At 56.4% G+C, this 16,813-nt stretch carries 18 protein-coding genes; 6 read left to right on the top strand and 12 right to left on the bottom strand.

What is annotated here, in order from left to right:
* Positions 1-88 precede the first annotated feature (88 nt).
* Entirely contained in the window at positions 89-727 is a 639-nt protein-coding gene (locus IAE38_RS00445) for a DNA adenine methylase (protein WP_236403170.1), read from the top strand.
* A complete protein-coding gene (locus IAE38_RS00440) occupies positions 727-1,554 on the top strand; it encodes an 8-oxoguanine DNA glycosylase (protein WP_201215253.1) in 828 nt (275 codons plus the stop codon). Before IAE38_RS00445 ends, IAE38_RS00440 begins: the two co-directional genes overlap by 1 nt.
* Here the strand turns inward: IAE38_RS00440 and IAE38_RS00435 are convergent.
* The 4 genes from IAE38_RS00435 to IAE38_RS00420 are packed head-to-tail and all read right to left on the bottom strand — an operon-like array spanning position 1,495 to position 4,300.
* The gene (locus IAE38_RS00435; protein WP_201215251.1) at positions 1,495-2,169 is read right to left on the bottom strand and encodes a nitroreductase family protein; all 675 of its coding nucleotides are present in this window, start codon (positions 2,167-2,169) and stop codon (positions 1,495-1,497) included. The genes IAE38_RS00440 and IAE38_RS00435 overlap by 60 nt on opposite strands.
* On the bottom strand, positions 2,147-2,752 hold the full coding sequence (locus IAE38_RS00430; RefSeq protein ID WP_201215249.1) for a 7-cyano-7-deazaguanine synthase: 606 nt from the start codon (positions 2,750-2,752) through the stop codon (positions 2,147-2,149). The genes IAE38_RS00435 and IAE38_RS00430 overlap by 23 nt, the downstream gene beginning before the upstream one ends.
* The gene (locus IAE38_RS00425; RefSeq protein WP_201215247.1) at positions 2,749-3,957 is read right to left on the bottom strand and encodes a PfkB family carbohydrate kinase; all 1,209 of its coding nucleotides are present in this window, start codon (positions 3,955-3,957) and stop codon (positions 2,749-2,751) included. Before IAE38_RS00425 ends, IAE38_RS00430 begins: the two co-directional genes overlap by 4 nt.
* 19 nt (positions 3,958-3,976) lie before the next feature.
* The gene (locus IAE38_RS00420; RefSeq protein ID WP_201215245.1) at positions 3,977-4,300 is read right to left on the bottom strand and encodes a hypothetical protein; all 324 of its coding nucleotides are present in this window, start codon (positions 4,298-4,300) and stop codon (positions 3,977-3,979) included.
* A 253-nt stretch (positions 4,301-4,553) separates the two neighbouring features.
* Between IAE38_RS00420 and IAE38_RS00415 the strand changes: the two genes are divergently transcribed.
* A complete protein-coding gene (locus tag IAE38_RS00415) occupies positions 4,554-4,862 on the top strand; it encodes a hypothetical protein (RefSeq protein WP_201215243.1) in 309 nt (102 codons plus the stop codon).
* A gap of 36 nt (positions 4,863-4,898) precedes the next feature.
* Here IAE38_RS00415 and IAE38_RS23775 read toward each other — a convergent pair whose 3' ends face one another.
* From IAE38_RS23775 to IAE38_RS24190, 4 genes are all read right to left on the bottom strand, one after another.
* Positions 4,899-5,795 carry an alpha/beta hydrolase gene (locus IAE38_RS23775; RefSeq protein WP_236403167.1) on the bottom strand — a complete coding sequence of 299 codons (897 nt, stop codon included), beginning with the start codon at positions 5,793-5,795 and terminating at the stop codon, positions 4,899-4,901.
* Positions 5,792-6,100 (bottom strand): hypothetical protein, encoded by a 309-nt coding sequence (locus tag IAE38_RS00405; protein WP_236403166.1) that lies wholly within the window; start codon positions 6,098-6,100, stop codon positions 5,792-5,794. The genes IAE38_RS23775 and IAE38_RS00405 overlap by 4 nt, the downstream gene beginning before the upstream one ends.
* A gap of 22 nt (positions 6,101-6,122) precedes the next feature.
* Positions 6,123-7,169, bottom strand: a complete 1,047-nt coding sequence (locus tag IAE38_RS00400; protein ID WP_201215242.1) for a hypothetical protein — start codon at positions 7,167-7,169, stop codon at positions 6,123-6,125.
* A gap of 243 nt (positions 7,170-7,412) precedes the next feature.
* Positions 7,413-7,604: an AbrB/MazE/SpoVT family DNA-binding domain-containing protein gene (locus tag IAE38_RS24190; protein ID WP_442968247.1), complete on the bottom strand. Its 192-nt coding sequence runs from the start codon at positions 7,602-7,604 to the stop codon at positions 7,413-7,415.
* Between the two features lie 1,235 nt (positions 7,605-8,839).
* Between IAE38_RS24190 and IAE38_RS00395 the strand changes: the two genes are divergently transcribed.
* From IAE38_RS00395 to yejK, 3 genes are all read left to right on the top strand, one after another.
* Entirely contained in the window at positions 8,840-9,496 is a 657-nt protein-coding gene (locus IAE38_RS00395) for a DUF6088 family protein (RefSeq protein WP_236403164.1), read from the top strand.
* Entirely contained in the window at positions 9,445-10,482 is a 1,038-nt protein-coding gene (locus IAE38_RS00390) for a nucleotidyl transferase AbiEii/AbiGii toxin family protein (protein ID WP_201215240.1), read from the top strand. The genes IAE38_RS00395 and IAE38_RS00390 overlap by 52 nt, the downstream gene beginning before the upstream one ends.
* A gap of 177 nt (positions 10,483-10,659) precedes the next feature.
* Entirely contained in the window at positions 10,660-11,661 is a 1,002-nt protein-coding gene (yejK, locus tag IAE38_RS00385; protein ID WP_201215238.1) for a nucleoid-associated protein YejK, read from the top strand.
* On the opposite strand, the gene IAE38_RS00380 is transcribed toward yejK, so the two are convergent.
* From IAE38_RS00380 to IAE38_RS00365, 4 genes are read right to left on the bottom strand one after another with little or no spacing between them, the layout of a single operon-like run.
* Complete coding sequence (locus IAE38_RS00380; RefSeq protein WP_201215236.1) at positions 11,647-12,069, bottom strand: TetR family transcriptional regulator; 423 nt, start codon at positions 12,067-12,069, stop codon at positions 11,647-11,649. The genes yejK and IAE38_RS00380 overlap by 15 nt on opposite strands.
* Positions 12,066-13,919 (bottom strand): integrase, encoded by a 1,854-nt coding sequence (locus IAE38_RS00375; protein ID WP_201215234.1) that lies wholly within the window; start codon positions 13,917-13,919, stop codon positions 12,066-12,068. The genes IAE38_RS00380 and IAE38_RS00375 overlap by 4 nt, the downstream gene beginning before the upstream one ends.
* Complete coding sequence (locus IAE38_RS00370; RefSeq protein ID WP_201215232.1) at positions 13,916-15,595, bottom strand: hypothetical protein; 1,680 nt, start codon at positions 15,593-15,595, stop codon at positions 13,916-13,918. Before IAE38_RS00370 ends, IAE38_RS00375 begins: the two co-directional genes overlap by 4 nt.
* Entirely contained in the window at positions 15,595-16,743 is a 1,149-nt protein-coding gene (locus IAE38_RS00365) for a tyrosine-type recombinase/integrase (RefSeq protein WP_201215230.1), read from the bottom strand. Before IAE38_RS00365 ends, IAE38_RS00370 begins: the two co-directional genes overlap by 1 nt.
* Positions 16,744-16,813 lie beyond the last annotated feature (70 nt).

Genomic DNA, 16,813 nt, shown 5'->3' with positions numbered 1-16,813 from the left:
TTGACCAGCGGTCATTGACATCATCGTCAATTCTGACGATGCTTAGCCAATGAGATATTCAGGCGGAAAAGGCAAGTGCTATCAGCGCTTGATCAACCTGATGCCACCGCATCAGACCTACATCGAATCCCACCTCGGCGGTGGCGCCGTCATGCGCAACAAAAAAACTGCGCAGCGAAGCATTGGGTTGGATCTCGACGAGCGCGTCATTGACCGGTGGCGAATCGAGCAGCCAGACGCGTGTGAACTGCATCAGGTTGATGCCGTGGCGTTCCTTGAGTCGTTTCCCTTTGCCGGCGATGAACTGGTGTACGTCGACCCACCCTATGTGCCGGAGACACGCCGCCGCTCTAGGGTGTACCGCTGCGACTACACCGACGACGATCACCTGCGGTTGCTGCGCTGCCTGATGTCGCTGCCATGCAACGTGATGTTGTCCGGCTACGACAACGAGCTCTACAACCGCGAGCTCGCTGGGTGGCGCAAGGTCAGCTTCCCTGCGAAAACACACGTTGATGTCCGCGAAGAAGTGGTCTGGATGAACTTCGAGGCCCCAAGCCGATTGCACGACGCGCGCTACCGCGGCGAGACGTTCCGAGATCGACAAACCATCCAGCGTCGCCAGGCACGCCTACGCTCTCGTATTGAGGGTATGGATCCGCTTGAGCGAGATGAGCTCCTGCAATGGATGCAGGAACACTACGGCACTGCCGAGGAGGCCGCCTGATGCAATTAGGCGCAATTTTCATCGACCAGCTCGTCTTCAACGTCGAGCTGCCTAAACCCAATGATGAAGTCATTCCAGGTGTGCCATGGGGAGCGGTGGAAGCATTCCCTACGCCGGCCTACTGGGCCTACCAGGTTTATGCCCGCCGGCTCACCGGGGAGCGCATCAATTACAAGCTCGGCTCAACCCTGAAAGAAGAAGTTGGAGCCTGCCTGTTGGGCGGCCATGGCATCCCATCCACGATTGGGCTTGCGGCCTACCATCATGTAAAAGCCCATGGCGCTTTTGGTGACGAGCCACCCTCCGAGGATCAGCTGCTGGAATGGTTGCGTGAACCCATGGCCTTGGATGGGCGCCTGGTGCGGTACCGTTTTGCCAAACAGAAAGCTCGCTATCTGGCCGCCGCCCTGCAGAAGCTGGCTGCCGAAGAGGCGCCGACCCAGTCTGGCAGGGCTCTTCGTGATTGGCTGTTGGACGTACCGGGTATTGGGTATAAGACCGCTTCCTGGGTCGCCCGCAACTGGTTGGACGCCGATGACGTGGCGATCCTTGACATTCACATCCTGCGGGCCGGCCTGCTGGGCAAGTTTTTCGAAAGCCACCTGACCGTTGAGCGCCACTATCTTCAGCTGGAAGAGCAATTCATACACTTCAGCAAAGGGCTCGGAGTGCGTGCTTCTGAGCTAGACGCGCTCATCTGGCTGGAAATGATGTCCTCGCCGGCTACGGTCCATTCGATCATGGGTATGGGACAGGCTCCGGCTGCTTCAGCGCGGCGCCCCAAGAAGGCCAAGCCCGACACCAACCAGCTGTCCTTGATCGGCTAGAGTACTGGCCCATGGCTCGCCGGTGATACCCAACGGGCAGAAGCTGAGCCCCTGGGCATGCGCGGTAAGCGCGATGACGGCCAGCAGTGCGCCGGCATCGCGCCAGATCAGGCTGCAGCCATCTTGGTATTTCGCAAGCGTCTTGCCTGGCTCGGCCACAAACAGAATGTGTACTGCGTTGTTGCCCTCCAAGACTTCGGCACATTTGAGCAGCAACACATCCAGTCGGGCAGCCGCTCCGCAGATTTCGACCAGGTAGTGCCCTTGAGGCTGATACAGCCACCACCGAGGATCGTCGGGCAGGTGCAGCAGCAGATGGATGGGATGAATCGCGCCGGCTGACGGCGCTGCTCGATGCTCAAGGTCGAAGCTGTGGTCTGAAGGCCAAGCTTCCCTACTGCTGCAGGCTTGTCTTAGCAGCCTACCCAGTTGCTCGTCATCGATCTTCCGAAACTCACGCCCAGTCCGCCGGCTGATGATCACCTGCTCGAATGCGTGGTCGTGCTGCGCTGACCCGCTAGGGAGTCGCTTGATCTGTCCTGTTGGCCAGCGCACCAGTTCGTATGGCTCGATGGTGTCCTTGGGTGCCGGATTACCCAGGTCGATCCAGGTCATAGCCAACCTCGTCGAAGACGTGGAAGAACTTGTTGCAGCCGCGGCAATCGCCACATGGCACGTTGGCCTTGTGGCAGCTGTGCGCCCAGGCCAATGATCCGGCAGGTATGCCAGATGCTCGCACCAGTTCGGCTGTCGACAGTTCGATGGCCGGCGCTTCGACCACCATGCCGCCTTCCTGGAGCGATAGCAGGTGACTGATGGCTTGCATGAACTCTGGAGAGCCGTCGCGATGGAAACCGTCGGATTTCACGGTACCCAGCCATAGGTGGGTCACACCCAGCGAGATCGCCTTCATGGCCGCCAGGGTGACCAGCATCTGGTTACGGTACGGCCACCAGTCGGAGGCCTGTGCCAGATGGTCGGCCTCACTGCCAGCCATGTCGCCCGAACCCAGATGCCGGCAGTCGATTTCGACGACGTGGTGAGGAATGTTCAACTGCTTGCAGATGGCGCGCGATGCCGCTATCTCAGCTTCGGCTGCGAGCTGGCCGTAGTTCAACGTGATGGCTACGGAGGGCCGTTTCCACCAGGCGATCGACACCGAGTCCATACCCCCGGAAAGCAACAATGCCGTTTTCATAGCGTGCAGGCTTCCCAAACAGTTTGGTAGATAGCGCTGACGTAGTCGGCAGTAATCCGGCACCCAGAGCCTTCCATCATTTTCTTGTCCTGGACAGACTCGTTCTCGGCGTAAAAGACGACGGGTTTGTTGATCGCTCGTGCGTAACCGACTTCGTAAATGGTGCCGGAGTCCAGGTCATCACCGATGGCAAACAGCAGGTCGCATTCGTGGATCGCGTCGAGGTCTTTCTGCACCACGTCCTCGGCATAGCCGACGCCGATATCGTGGTAAGGGGAAAGAACTTGCAGCCCGAGTGCGGTCAGGTTTTTGCGCGCTTCGTTGACCATCCAGAGCTGGGCCAGCGAGAAGAATGGGCCAGCAAGATAGACCTTGGGCACAAAGCCCTTGCGATAGCGCTCGGCCGGCACCAATGGCTGCACCTGGTACTGTGCAAGCTGTTGGGGGCTTGGGTAGCCTTGGGTGTCGCAGTAATAGGCGGTTGCTTTGGACGCGTGAAGCGCAGCGTCACGAGCGGACATACCTTGCTCCATCCAGGCCAGGGCGAAATGTGCAGCGAAAGTGTCGCCTGAGCCGATCTTCCAGACGCGGTCCGTTCGGAACACCGGTACGTGGCTGATGAGGCCATTGTCGTAAACCAGGGCGCCCAGAGGGCCCATTTTCAGCACAACGACTTCGGCCTGTTGCTGATCGGCTACGGTTGCGATCAGCGCTTCGGGCGCCAGGGTGTGGTTGCTCACAAACAAAGCGGCTTCGTGACGGTTGAGCACGAGTGCCAAATGCTTGGCCTCGGAGCCGTTGGCGGAAAATGGCTCAGGAGCGTCTGCGCTTTGGGGGTCAAACACGGCATAGGATGCATCTACTACCGCCGAGCCCTCGATCATGCCAAAGCGGAGTACTTTTTCAGCCGTAGCATTCAGGTAATGGGCGCTGCCTCCAGGGCTGACCACAAGTGGGTCGGACAGGCCGTGGAGATACTCAAACAAAACACCCTGACTGATGTCTGTGGGTTGGAAGACAAAGCCTTCCAGGGCGGCGCGGTTTTCCATGACGAAACGCTGGTCAGCGTCAACGACTCCATGGAGTTCGGCCTGGACTCCGAACCGGGCTATAGCAGTCGCGGCTCGACCTGCAGATCCATAGACATCGTCCCAGCTTGGACGAACGCAGTGCTCGCTGTACACGCCGCCGAGAATGGTGATCATCGAAGCCTCCGTGCTTCAGTCAGATGGGAGAAATGTGCACGCGGACTTGCCCGCTGATGATCGACACCACCCGGCCTGAGTACATGTGGCCGTCGGTCATGCATTGGCGCAAGCGCTGCAGCCTGCGATCGGCGATACCCCCTACCTCGCGACCCTTCCAGTAAGCCAGCACGACGGATTGGCCGTTCTGATCACCGACGAGGATTTCCAGCATGTAGCCTTCGCGCAGCTGTTGAACAACTTCCTCTTTGGGGGAAGCGATCTGAGCCGTGAACGACAGTTGATCACACGCCACGATCGGGTCCGCCGAAGGCCCGCGTCGATCTCCACCTAAGCCTGACATGTGCAGTTCCCTTGCAATTTATCGATGCAGTAGCAATAGCACAGAGCAATGGCATAGTGCCATTTGTGCTTATTAGACTTTAGTCGTATGCAGTTAACTCTCAATCGTTACTGTTTGTAAATCATTCACGACGCTAGCAAGTTGACTGTTACTTGACGCTTAATCGGCCTTCTGTCAGTACTAAAAAGGCCGGCGAGTTTGGATGGCGAAGTTATCGCCAGGCTCCCTGCAATATAAGTGCGAGAGACGTTTTATGGCGCTGTATGCAATGCTGTCGCTGGACTATGCGGAAAAAGAGCCCAATCGAGATGATTTTTATGAGTACTTGAAGAGTAATGGGTGGGTAAAGCTAAATGATGTAGATACTGTGTGGTGCAAGTCGCATGGTTACTTGTCGACTGATGCAGAAAGAGTCGAGCGCGAAATAAGGGCGATGATGCGCGCGGCAGTAGCTGAATACAAACCTTATCGGATAGACTTTGTAGCCCAGATCGGAAACAACCTTCCGTTTGAGGCCCAGTTTGTGAAGAAGGGTATCGAATACGAGTATACGTCAAAATAGGTTCTACTAAGTGCTGCTGCCTAAGGGCAGCAGCACTTAGCTAAATAAACTGAGCACACCCAATGCAGCACCTCCTAGCAGAGACGCTGCAATTACAGCAAAAATAGGTCTACCGATCCAAGGGTGGCACGCCATCATAATCCCAAGAGGGGTTTTGGGTTTCTGCGTGTCCCACTCCGACTCGATCACAGTGCCGTCGATGATGTAGGGCTTCCAGTACCTGGCAATGTGGTCGTTGTCCGGGACGAAGAAATCGCTGTGACCGTAGTTAAAGAACCTATCGGTGACCCGTGTATTCTTGAAGCCATTACGCCCGCTACCACCGTATCCGAGCGTAGAGACGGAGGCTAGGACAGGGTATAGGTCACGTGTCCCTACGTCGTTCAGGATGTTACCCGCCGCCATGTGTCGAGTGTGCAGGTCCCATGGGTAGCTGTTGCTGATGATCGAGCCACAGAGCACGACGCGCTCAATCTTGATGTCTGAGAACTTCGACAGAATGTGGCTGATGATGTAGGTGCCGAAGCTGTGTGCGATGACCATAACCCGAGCGGTAGGCTCCATGGTTTGGGCATCACGGAACTGCTGCACAACATGATTGATAGGCGCAGAGCGAAAAGGACACGCGAGCTGAGCGGCTGTTACGCAGTTGTAACCGATGGGCTTAACACGGACGTACGCCACATCTCGAAAGGCTGCCTCAACCAGCTCGTGCCAAGCACCATCGGTTTGAATGCCATGGACCAGCATGAGGGTGATCACCTCGGTGCTGTCCTTGATACTGGCTACCTGCATGTCGATCAATGATTCGAACAATTCCAGGTGCTCATCTGGCACCCCTCGACGGACCACTTGCAGCTGCGCAAGCCGTTGGGCCGGAAGGGTGTTGTCCCAGGTGCTTCTGACGAGGGTGACGATGTCGACTGGTTTCAATCGAGCACCAGCCGGTACGTCGGTTCAACGATGTCTGCGCTGACCTCAACGTCTACGTCATGGCCAGGGTCGCGTACAATTTCGGGGATTTCGCCGTACGACTGGAACGAAAGGCCTTCGCCGCTCGGGCATCTAACAATCAAAAATCGCTTGATGATATGGCCCGTCACCAAGATCTTGATCAAGATAGCGAGATGCGCAGCTGTGCCCGCTTGCATTATGTCAAACATGCGATTCGGGTTTAGGCGGATTCGCGGCAAAGCTTCGCCATCCTGGGATTCAAAGCCTTGGATGTAAGTTGCCATTCTTCTGAGGCCTTCGGCCTCGTTAGGATGGCGATGTATTAAAGGCGATAACTTTTCCGCGAACATATTCGTATTCTCCGGCGGAGCACGCTACGGTCACCGCAAACTCGTTTCTCTCACCCGAAATCAAAAGACGCAATTCCCGGGGAGGATCACTGTCTGGTAGTTTAACGTAAATATTGGCTCCCGTCACTTCGCCATTACGTTCTACGAAGTGGTCCAGTGCTTTCATTGAGCCCTCATCGGCAGAAAGATTCTCTTCCGTGCTCGATGATGCAATTTGCATCATGGCGCCAAACTCATTTCTCGCCGTGGAGTTGCTATATCTAAGCTCTCCAGAAAGATTGTCGCGATCGCTATGAATTTTATTCTTAGCCGTTCGCAAGGAAATTTCTTCAAACCCCTCATCTGGCAGCAGTTTTCTAACCTTGGTTTTCAGGGCAAGCAGAAGTTCTGCGTACCGTTTAGCCTGGTTATCCTGCGAAGCGATGCGGAATTCCAAAAGCCCAGTATGGTCCAGGTGAACGATGTTCACCGCACGCTTTTTGGTTGTAGCGTAGCGACGCAGGTATTGACCGGATTCAGCGTCCCTTTCCTCGGAGTGCAGGCGCCGGATTTCTCGGCTCTCCACGACTTTGATTGTCAGCGAGGCGGGCTGCTTTTGTGGGTCAGGCCGGTGCAGGCGAATATCCACGACCGTGGGATGGTCGGGCATTTCCAGATCAAGCGGGTTGGTGAACAGCTCAGCCAGGCCCTCAGCCTCTGCGATGGAGGCGATGCGGTTCGGGTTGAGCAAACCTTCAGCGCGGTCTTGCGAGCATTTGAACAGGAAGGTGTGTTGCTTGCCGAACTCTTCTACCTGCTGCAGTAGGTCACGAAGGTCCTTTGTCGCAATCCTCTTCTCGGCGAGTGCTGGCTCAATCCGCTTCTCGTACAGGTCGTCCCAGTTCTGCGCGGAAACCGGAATACCCTTGCTCCTGAGAAAGTCCTTGACGACGGTCTGGCTGGTCGCGGTTTTGAGAAGGCCAAACAGGATCTTGGCTAGGTTTTTATCGTCGTCACTCAGCACATCACTCTCCACTAGTTGGCATTTGCTCACCGGCTCGGAGGAGCCATCGCTGCGGAGGCATGAAGCCGGTGACATCCTGCCACGAGAGCGCCGACCTGCGCGCGCCATGCTTCCTTAGCACGCGTATTCTCACTTTATTGATCTGTAGAGCACAATCAAAAAACACCATCAGATTGCCATCGAGACGATGCCGCTCCGTCTGGAATGCACTGGAAAGCGCTGCGGATGCTAGGCATCGGCAGGCTATGGGCCGCCTGCTTCTGGAGTCGTTTGGCTTGCGCTCTGACGAACAGGCTTCAAGACAATGGCGCCATCTATGAGCTCGATGGTCAGCAAATCACCCACGGTCAGACCCATCTCAGAGAGGAGTTTGGGAGGTAATTCGATGATGACGTCGCCACTGCCATCTCCGGGATCTAGAGCCGTAGCAGTCATCCGCCCTGATTTATCCATAGGCCACCTCACTTTACCCGCCAGGCTGTGGACAGATGTCCCGATCGACAATATGCGCACGGAACATTGCGCAGGCAAGCTAATCGTCCGTATCACGCTGTGAAGGATGGACCTCACTGGGACTGCCCCGCAACCCAGAATGGGCTCTGATCGCCGCAGTCAGTTCGGCGGATGATATTTGCCCAAGATGATACTGCTCCAGAAGACCGAGAGCTTTCGTACTCGAGCCCTGGTCGGACAGTCGGGAGGTACCGAGTCGGTGGTCGGCATTGGCCGCGAGTGTGGACCTGTCCATCGAAACTCCCGTCACTTAGATGTGAGGTCATCCCTCCAGTCTAGCCGCCGACCCGGCTAGCCGCTGAGAGCGAAGCCCTCGACCTGAGGTACCGCGGTGATTTGGCTGGTGAGGATGTTCACTGCTACATCAACCCCGCATTCATCCGAACCTCATCCAAACACCATGACCGAACCGTGTGTCAGGCCATGATCAGCTTGCACGACTATTCCAGTCGCATCTATTTCGGAAATTTCGCATTTAATTCGAAAACCTACATCAACAGCAAGCTACGGTGGGTTTCGCACGAGTCATGGTGTATGCGTTTTTTTACCTCGGGCCTGAAGACTGCGCGATGACCGGGTTACCTGTTGGCACACGACTAGCGCTGTTGGCCAAAGGAGGGATAGTGGTCGCTCAACCCGCAGAGGGCGTTTATCGTTACAAGGAGCAGACATGCTCACTGCAGCCGCTCAAGCAAGTTGAGAGGTCAAGGCCAGCGATGCTTCCTTTTGACAGGCATTGCTAGTTTGTCGGCTCAAAACGTCGGTTTGCATCCGATCACCGCAGCTTACCTGCCAAACAAGAGCGCCAGACGCTGCAGGTAAACATCTTATCGTGACCTGCTGCACTATGATGACGGCCCGGATCGGCTATTGCAGGCTCAAGATGTCGCTCAGGCAGAGCTCGAACAGATGAGCCGACCCGACCGAGCTTGAGCTGGAGACAGTCGCGGCGGTGATGCTGGAGGCGCTAATCGAGCCGGCGATTGAGATTGCTGTGACCAGCTCGAGCTGGGAACAGTAGGCATGCCAACTATGAGGATCACTGCCCTTTGCTTAAAGGTGGTGGTTGTGGCGCTGGAAGCCACGAGCTATAAGGGTTATAGTACACCTGTAAGTCAGGAACAGAGGCTTTAACTTCTGACATGGGAGGGCTCACAATGCCTGAAGAAATTTCTGTCGCAGAGAAAATTTCCAACCGGATCAAACGCATGAGGAAGGGTCAGCCGTTCGCTGGCGCTTTGTTCCTCAATGCTGGTCCGCGTACATCTGTGGACAAAGCGCTCTCCCGCCTGGTTCAAGAAGGAATCCTCGAGCGCGTGATTCGTGGCGTGTACATGCGTCCGAAGGTGAGCAAAATTCTGGGTCCCCTGGCTCCTAGTCCGATTCAGGTTGTGGAGGCCGTGGCTCGGGCGCGGAAAGAGAGGCTCCAGATCCACGGCGCGGAAGCGGTGAGGCGGCTTGGCATTAGCACTCAAATGCAGACTCAGCCGATCTACTACACCAGCGGCACCACCCGCTTGATACGCGTGGGTAAAGCGGTAGTGCGGCTTCAGCACGCGCCGGATGAACATCTGCAGCATGCTGGTACTCGAGTTGGAGTGGTGCTTACTGCATTGTTCTATCTCGGCAAGAAAGAGGCCTCCACGATACTCATCAAGCGTGTCTTGACGTCGTTGAGCCTTGAGGAATTCAAAACTCTCCAGGCTTCTAGGAAGCCTGAATGGATGCAGTCAGCCTTGGAGTTGGCTGCTAAGGACGTTGAGTGGCTACCTGTTACTTCCAGCTGTCTGCAGAAGATCAAAGCGGCCTGCTAGCCCAAGCGGCGATTAAAACCGGGCGTTCTGAAGCTATTATCGAGAAGGATATCTGGGTTTCGGTCGTGCTTCGTGAACTTTTCTCGATGCCTGATCGCAAGAGAATGGCCTTCAAAGGCGGCACCTCTCTATCGAAGGTTTTCTCCGTTATCCATCGCTTCTCCGAGGACATCGATATCACGATCGATTACCAGGAGCTGGGCTGCGCGATGACTTCCGCCGAGATGGCAAAGCTTTCTACCAATGCGCGCAAACGGTTGAGTGATGGGCTCAAAGCGCAGGTGAGGGAGTACGTTGCGGGTACTGTCCAACCCTACTTACTGGGTCGGCTCCAAGCGCTGGGATGTGGAGGGGAGTGCGCGATCACAGTCAGCGGGCGCGATGAAGACACGCTTCTAATTGGGTACCCTTCCCGTGTAGTCGAGCGAGATGGCTACATGCTTGACCATGTGAAGATCGAGTTTGGCGGCCGAAACATCATCGACCCGAATGCTGAGCACACGATTGTCCCTGATGTGGCTGATCTGTTCCCGAGCGTGGCTTTCCCGGTGGCTGTTGGCGTTGTGGTGCTTGCCGCGCAACGTTCGTACTGGGAGAAGGTCACGCTGATTCATGACGAGTGCAACCGCGGCCTGCAGCAGGACTCATCGCGGCAATCGCGTCACTGGTACGACCTGGTGATGCTCGCGCGTCATGCCACTGGCCAGCAGGCTGTTGCAGATCTTGATCTCTTGGCAGACGTGATTGGGATCAAGCAGGTCTTCTTCCGCAGATCGACTAGCCGATATGAGGACTGCCTGGCCGGTGGCTTGGTACTCATTCCGGATGCCCAGAGCTTGGAGCAGCTTGCGTCCGATTACGCGGCGATGAACGAAGCGAGGATGTTTAACGAGTACTTTGTGCCGCTAGATCAGATCCTCACCGAACTCGCGGCTTTGCAGGACCAGATCAACCGGATAACCCTCGGGGCTAGGGAGGCCTCGTAGGCGCTCGGTGCCGCGAAATAGCTGCCAGGGGCAGAATAGTGAACCGCCTGGATGTTAAAGGCCTGTGCTGCTCGCCTTGAGACCACCACCGGGCTTTGGGTCGTGCGGTTCAATCAGAGCCATCAAGCCACTCCCTGCATATTTTCTTAACAACGCCCCCTTACAGGAAACGCTCTGATGTCTATCCGTCATTGCATTGTTCATCTGATCGACAAAAAGCCAGACGGCACACCGGCAGTTCTCCATGCCCGCGACTCGGAGCTTGGGGAGTCAGTCGCTATCGAGAACCTGCTGGTTGATCTCAACGACAGCTATAACGCCAAACAAGGCAAGGCTTGGGGGTTCTTTCATGCCGAGTCTGGCGCGTACCCGTTCAGCGGCTGGTTGAAGGAGTATGTCGACGGTAACCAGGATTTCACTAGCTTTAGCCGCGTGTCCATAAAGCATTTGCAGGCGCTGATGGAGGCATCCAACCTCTCCACCGGCGGTCATGTCCTGTTTGCCCACTACCAACAAGGTATGACCGAATACCTGGCCATCGCCCTGCTGCACCACAGCGAAGGCGTGGCGGTGAACGCCGAACTGGAGGTGACCCCCTCGCGCCACCTAGACCTTGGCCAGTTGCACCTGGCGGCGCGGATCAACCTGTCGGAGTGGAAGAACAACCAGAACTCCAAGCAGTACATCTCGTTCATCAAGGGCAAGAACGGCAAGAAGGTCTCGGAGTATTTCCGCGACTTCATTGGCTGTCAGGAGGGCGTCGACGGCCCGGGCGAAACCCGCACTCTGCTCAAGGCCTTCAGCGACTACGTCGAAAAAGAGGACCTGCCGGAGGAATCCGCGCGCGAAAAAACCCAGACCCTGGTCGCTTACGCCACCACCCAGACCAAGCTGGGCGAGCCGGTCACCCTCGAAGAACTCTCCAGCCTGATCGACGAGGACCGCCCCCAGGCGTTTTACGATCACATCCGCAACAGTGACTATGGTTTGTCGCCAGAGATCCCGGCCGACAAACGCACCCTGAACCAGTTCCGCCGCTTCACCGGACGCGCAGAAGGCCTGTCGATCAGCTTCGAGGCGCACCTACTTGGTGAAAAGATCGAATACGACGAGGCCGCCGGTACCTTGATCATTAAGGGCTTGCCCACTCAACTCATTGATCAGTTAAAGCGCCGCTGAACCCAGATCCGTTACTTTGCGGTCCTTCACTTTCGCTTTGAGCACACGGTTCTCGTCCAATAGCACCTCATTGAGTGACGCCAGGCTGGCTATTTTGGCACGTAGTTCCTCAATCTCATGGCGGTAGGCTGCGGATATCTTGCGCTCGGCAACGAGGTCATGATGTTTCACATCACGCATAGCGCGGCTGGAGCGCCCCTGAGCTTCGCGAATAGCCTCAGCAACTTTTGGATAGTAGTTATGGATTAACGCTGTCGATACGCCTGCCTCGCGGGCGACGGCGGCGATGGTAATTTTGGTTTCTCCGGAATGGGGGCGCCCTTTCTGGATACGATAAAGGGCGAGCCGCAGATCCTTCTCGCGATCCTCAGCCGGCTTGTAGTGGGCTGCCTTCTTCGTGAATTTCATGAAGGCGGGCGCTCCAGAGGAACTCCTAACTGTGTTAGTACGTTGTGGCATCGAATCAGGTCGCGCTCAACGCGCTGGCGGCCGCCGTCCCCAATGTCTGAGCAGTTCAGCAGACTTTTCAGCTCGTCGTAGAGCCGCTGGTAGATCGCCGTGTGTGTGCGCCCGATCACGGCGTTATTGCAGTTGCCGCATCTTGTGCGCTCAAAAGTATTGCCGATGCAACCGTCATTGTCCGCCGTGCACCAAGCATGTCCATTGCTACGAATTGCAGTGCTCTCGGCAATGGACTTCAACATTGAGGCATGATCCTTGAAAATTAGCAAATTCTGCGGCTCTCGCTGCCACTGCTTGAAGGTGCGGCCATAGCCTCCGGCCAGAGGCGCATCACCGAACCAGCCGTCGACAACCCCGAGCTTGATATCATCCAACTCGGTCTGAATGTCGGTATACAGCTCAAGATCCAAGTGCTGCCCCCAGCTGTCGTCCATGCTGTAGCCTAAGGTCATGTCCAGCGTCCAGTGCGCGTAATGCTCCTTGAGATAGCGCAAGTCACCGAAGCGGCTATGCGCGGCGTAGTTGGCGAACTTGCGCCGGAATTGGTGGCTGCTAAGGTTCCACCTCAGCCCGCAATCTTTAACGAATGCCTTCAGGTAAATGTTCCAACTAACGAGGGAAAGCGTGCGTACTCGGTCGCCTCCCGGAGCCACGCCGAGGAACAGCGCATGGCGGTGTTTGTTTGCCTCGACGATCTGCGGATCAGACGGGTTAGACCTGCGTCGCTGCAGGAGTTCGGCGATGATCATGGCCTGATATGGCAGAGCCCAGCGCTCCATCACACGCAACGCGCGTACAGCCGCCTCGGGGACCATCCAATGATGGATGCCCGCATCAGTCTTATTCGAGCTTGAACGCATCCAGTGATAGACCGTGCCCTGATTGTCTTGGGTGCGCACGTGCGAACCCGATTGTACATTGGCCAGCTCGTGGTTGCGGCAGCCGGAGGTGCTGGCCAGAACGATGTAACAGCTCGTACGCAGATCAATCAGTGCTTTGTTGAGTGTTTTCAGGCCACCCTCCCAACCAGAGGCATCCAGGTGGCGGTTCTTTGCGACATTGACTGTTGTGTATGACTGCCCCTTTCGATGCGCCGTGAGCGTATCCAGGGCATCGCGAAGGTCAAGTAGTCGTTGACCGCGCTCAACCTGCTCGCAGGCTCGCTGGAATAGGGTGCAGAACACATCATCGGGGATTAGTAGCGTTTTGCATCCTTGAGCGCCACCGCCGGTAAGCCCCGCCAACGCCATTGCGGACGCCTCGGGCCAAGGATGTGTCGGCATTCGGTCTTCGGTGTATTGGCTAAGTTCATAGAGCGCTTCGACAGCCTCAAAGCGGGTTTTCAATCCACGTTGCGACAGTGACTTACCCTTGCAGGTATTCACATAGGCCGCGCAGACCATGGGGGTCACCGCGCCAATATGATTCAGCTTAAGAGCCTCCAGATGACGTAAGAACGGGGTCGCATCATGGAAAAGACCTTTCATTGCGCCGCCTTTAGGCCGTGTTCCTCGTCGTCGTCCACGTCTTAGGTAGCGGTACAGCATCGCCTTCATTACAGCTCGAAACGCCTTTGGTACGAGGCTGAAATTCAGTCGTTTCTGACAGGGCGGCACGTTGCTGGTGAAGCCGTCGAGCTGCCAGATGTCATCTCCATAGCGGCTGAGGATTACCCAAATACCATCGACTTGGGCCGCGCTAATGATCAAGGTGTCGCATTCGCGGAGTCCACGCACATCGTCAGGCTGGGCTGTGAAGGTGGTCCATGGTAGTGCTGCCAGAAGGTTGTCGTTCATGCAAATACCTCTAGGCTTTCGATCAGATCGACTGACCAAAACGGATGTGGCTGGGTGCGAGCATGCTCACGGGCGGCCTCTACCTCTGCGGCTTTGAATATGCCGCGTCTCAGCCCTTCATCAATGATGTAGTGATCGATTAAGCGGGGAATGTGGGCGTATTCTCGTGCCCAGCGCCGTTTATCTATGCGCGAGCGTTCGGTCAGTGTGCGGAAGTAGAAACTGAACACTTTGTACAAATCTTCGGCGGTCACCGCGTAGTGCTCGCAGCGCAGGCAGTTGATGAAGTTCATACAAGTCGCACCCTCTCGCTTAGGTGCGTATTGGCCGTTCTCCGGGTCGGCGCAGCGTCCCATGGGAGTGTCTCGATATGTTGTACCGATGGTCCGATTCAACAACTCCTGCACCAGTACCTCACCCATGAACTGCCAGTTGCGACGGGACTCTTCAGTGGGCGCTAAATAGTGTTGGTCGGTGACCTGAACGGTGTTTCCTAGTGCTGCGGCGGTGGTTGCGACATCTCCGCCGGTCAGCTCGAAGATACCGCTGGCGAACGTCTCGCGCAGACGTGAAATGTTAATGCGCAGCGGCTTTCCATCGCTGTCGGTCAGGCTATATTTCGCCGCAAGTCGTGTTGCGGCGACTGCCACCATTGGAGAGGTCAGTGCTGTGACGTTGCCGGCATTTTTCGAGCCGCGAGTGCGATACAGCCATATACGGCCCTTGAGGTTGGCCGGAGCCTCCGCATCCAGAGGTTCGGTCAGAACCATAACGCGACGAATCAGACGTTCCACGCTGATTCTTACGCTCGGCGTGGATGCAAGAAGGCGTTCAGCGTCCGGCTCGGCGCGGAGGACCACCTTGCTGGTGTTGTATCCTCGCCGCTTCCACAGAACCAGGAACATGGTGTCATCTTTCGGGTGCGGGCGAAGGCAGTTACGGTCCATTTCCAAGAGTGGCGTGCTATTACGCCCGGTGTGCAGCGCTACAATCAACAATGCGAATGCCAGCAGCTCGCCGGTTACAGTCACGCCGTCGATCCATATCGGCTTGATGGCTTGCCGCAATGCCGCACTGAAGGCTTGTCGTTCTCTTGTGGTGAATGCGATCTCGCTCTTGAACTTGCGATTACTATTCGGGAAGGGAGTGCTTGGGAAGGTTGCCATATCGCCGAAGGCGATCAGAGGAATCAGCCCGCGTCGTCCCAAGGCAAGTAGTACCGGCTTAGTTTGCGCGTAAAGCGCCTTTTGAGACGTTGTTGCTACGCCTAGCCCTGCCAGATGGCCGAGGTAACCGTCGATTAGGACCCGGTTTATGTCGTTCAAGAGTAAGTCACGGCCGTAAGCGGTTGCCTGCAGCACGCAGCAGTCTAGGAAGTTGCGCAGTCCATTTACGCAGTAGCTCGCCACGGTGGTGGCGGTGATGGCGCCATCCTGTCTGGCGAGGAAGCGTTCGATTTGGCGCTGACAGGCGTGGGTGATGGGATCAATGCCGACGCCGTACCAGCGAGCAAAGTTGAAGCGACGGCTCCTGGACGTATTCAGTCCAAGCTCGACGATAGTGTTAATCTCAGAGATAGACTGGGGCAGGGTGGTCAAATTGCCGGCCGCGTCGTGGCAATGCTCGACCTGAGGAACGCTAAGGTCGCTCCTGACAAACACCTTGCGCTTGGCCATCAGGCTGTCCCCGCCAGTGCGTTCAATTCATCGTCATAGGCCAGCACCGCTTCGTCGGCCATTTCGTTGATCAGATGCAGGTACACCATGGTCGTCTGAATCGAGCTGTGGCCAAGTTGTCGCTGAAGGAACACAAGGGGGTCCAGTCTGTTCGCGGGGTTGCGCTGAAGGCTGACCAATGTGTGCGTAGCGTAGGTGTGCCGGAGCATATGCGTATGGACCTTAATGCCTGCCCGCATACCGGTGTTGTTGATGATCCGATTAAGGCTCTTACCGTCCTCGGCGTAGGGCTCTCCGAATTGATTGAGAAATAGCGCTTTTTGTGGAGGCTTGCTCGGCGAAACGCGCTGGCCACGCACCTTCACTACGTAGCGATAGAGTTCGGCGATGAACGTGCGGCTGAGGTAAATGGTTCGCGGCTTGCTGCCCTTCGTCAACATGCCGCTTCCGTCAAAGGGATCGAGACAAATGCTCAGGTTACGCTCGGTTCGTTGCGCCTTGTCTGGGTCGAAAACATAGGCCAGTGGGAAGGCTGCGATTTCCTCGCGGCGTAGGCCCGTGTGCAAAGCAAGGCGCATCATCATTCGATGATGGGGGTTTTCCGCAGCGGCCAAGAGCGACTTGATTTCAGGCATGCTCAAAAACTTGGGCAGGGCTTTGTAGCTGCGCGGCATCACGTCGTTTGCGAAGGTCTTGCCGCCGCTGGCGCGGACATGTTCAAGAAAGGTCTTTTTACTTCGTACGGTACGTTCTTCGTAGCCAAAGGGTAGGCGTTTCACCCAACCCTCCTTCAGCACGTATTCGTAGAACTTGCAGATGTAAGTCAGGCGTTGGCGAGTGGTGTTCGGTGCCAGCTTGCATGTCGTCAAGCAATAGTCCCGATAGGCCGCCACAAGGCTTTTGGCCTCGCCGCGTTCTACGTCGAGCCAGCCAAGACCATGGGCTTCAAGAAAGCTGAAGAAGTCGTACAGTGCGCGTCCTGTACTGGGCCAGGAGCGCTTGGAACCAATGGCTCCGCGAAGCAGGTAGTGACGGAAGAACTGATTGGCGGGGGCGCAACTCTCCATCGAGTTCCAAAGCAGAATCGGAAACCCAGGATAGGGCTGCCCTGCGATCACCAAGTCTTCAGTAGCCCACACAAGTTCCATCTGTGGCCCCCAGCACTGGCGCCTGGCGTGGTCTCAGGCAGAGCTAGTGACCTTGAGCACCTTTAAGCGC

This window comes from Pseudomonas sp. S32 (assembly GCF_016648095.1).
GTDB lineage: Bacteria > Pseudomonadota > Gammaproteobacteria > Pseudomonadales > Pseudomonadaceae > Aquipseudomonas > Aquipseudomonas parafulva.
The sequence above is the reverse complement of the archived record's forward strand: the minus strand, read 5'-3'. Positions and strand labels throughout refer to the sequence as shown.

Excerpts from the sequence above, each read along its gene's own strand:
- IAE38_RS00395 (WP_236403164.1), top strand. The coding sequence starts at position 8,840 with ATGCCTGAAGAAATTTCTGTCGCAGAGAAAATTTCCAACCGGATCAAA.
- IAE38_RS00365 (WP_201215230.1), bottom strand. The coding sequence starts at position 16,743 with ATGGAACTTGTGTGGGCTACTGAAGACTTGGTGATCGCAGGGCAGCCC.
- IAE38_RS00405 (WP_236403166.1), bottom strand. The coding sequence starts at position 6,100 with ATGGCAACTTACATCCAAGGCTTTGAATCCCAGGATGGCGAAGCTTTG.
- IAE38_RS00425 (WP_201215247.1), bottom strand. The coding sequence starts at position 3,957 with ATGATCACCATTCTCGGCGGCGTGTACAGCGAGCACTGCGTTCGTCCA.
- IAE38_RS00370 (WP_201215232.1), bottom strand. The coding sequence starts at position 15,595 with ATGGCCAAGCGCAAGGTGTTTGTCAGGAGCGACCTTAGCGTTCCTCAG.
- IAE38_RS00440 (WP_201215253.1), top strand. The coding sequence starts at position 727 with ATGCAATTAGGCGCAATTTTCATCGACCAGCTCGTCTTCAACGTCGAG.
- IAE38_RS24190 (WP_442968247.1), bottom strand. The coding sequence starts at position 7,604 with ATGACTGCTACGGCTCTAGATCCCGGAGATGGCAGTGGCGACGTCATC.
- IAE38_RS00420 (WP_201215245.1), bottom strand. The coding sequence starts at position 4,300 with ATGTCAGGCTTAGGTGGAGATCGACGCGGGCCTTCGGCGGACCCGATC.
- IAE38_RS00415 (WP_201215243.1), top strand. The coding sequence starts at position 4,554 with ATGGCGCTGTATGCAATGCTGTCGCTGGACTATGCGGAAAAAGAGCCC.
- IAE38_RS00375 (WP_201215234.1), bottom strand. The coding sequence starts at position 13,919 with ATGAACGACAACCTTCTGGCAGCACTACCATGGACCACCTTCACAGCC.
- yejK (WP_201215238.1), top strand. The coding sequence starts at position 10,660 with ATGTCTATCCGTCATTGCATTGTTCATCTGATCGACAAAAAGCCAGAC.
- IAE38_RS00435 (WP_201215251.1), bottom strand. The coding sequence starts at position 2,169 with ATGACCTGGATCGACCTGGGTAATCCGGCACCCAAGGACACCATCGAG.
- IAE38_RS00430 (WP_201215249.1), bottom strand. The coding sequence starts at position 2,752 with ATGAAAACGGCATTGTTGCTTTCCGGGGGTATGGACTCGGTGTCGATC.
- IAE38_RS00380 (WP_201215236.1), bottom strand. The coding sequence starts at position 12,069 with ATGAAATTCACGAAGAAGGCAGCCCACTACAAGCCGGCTGAGGATCGC.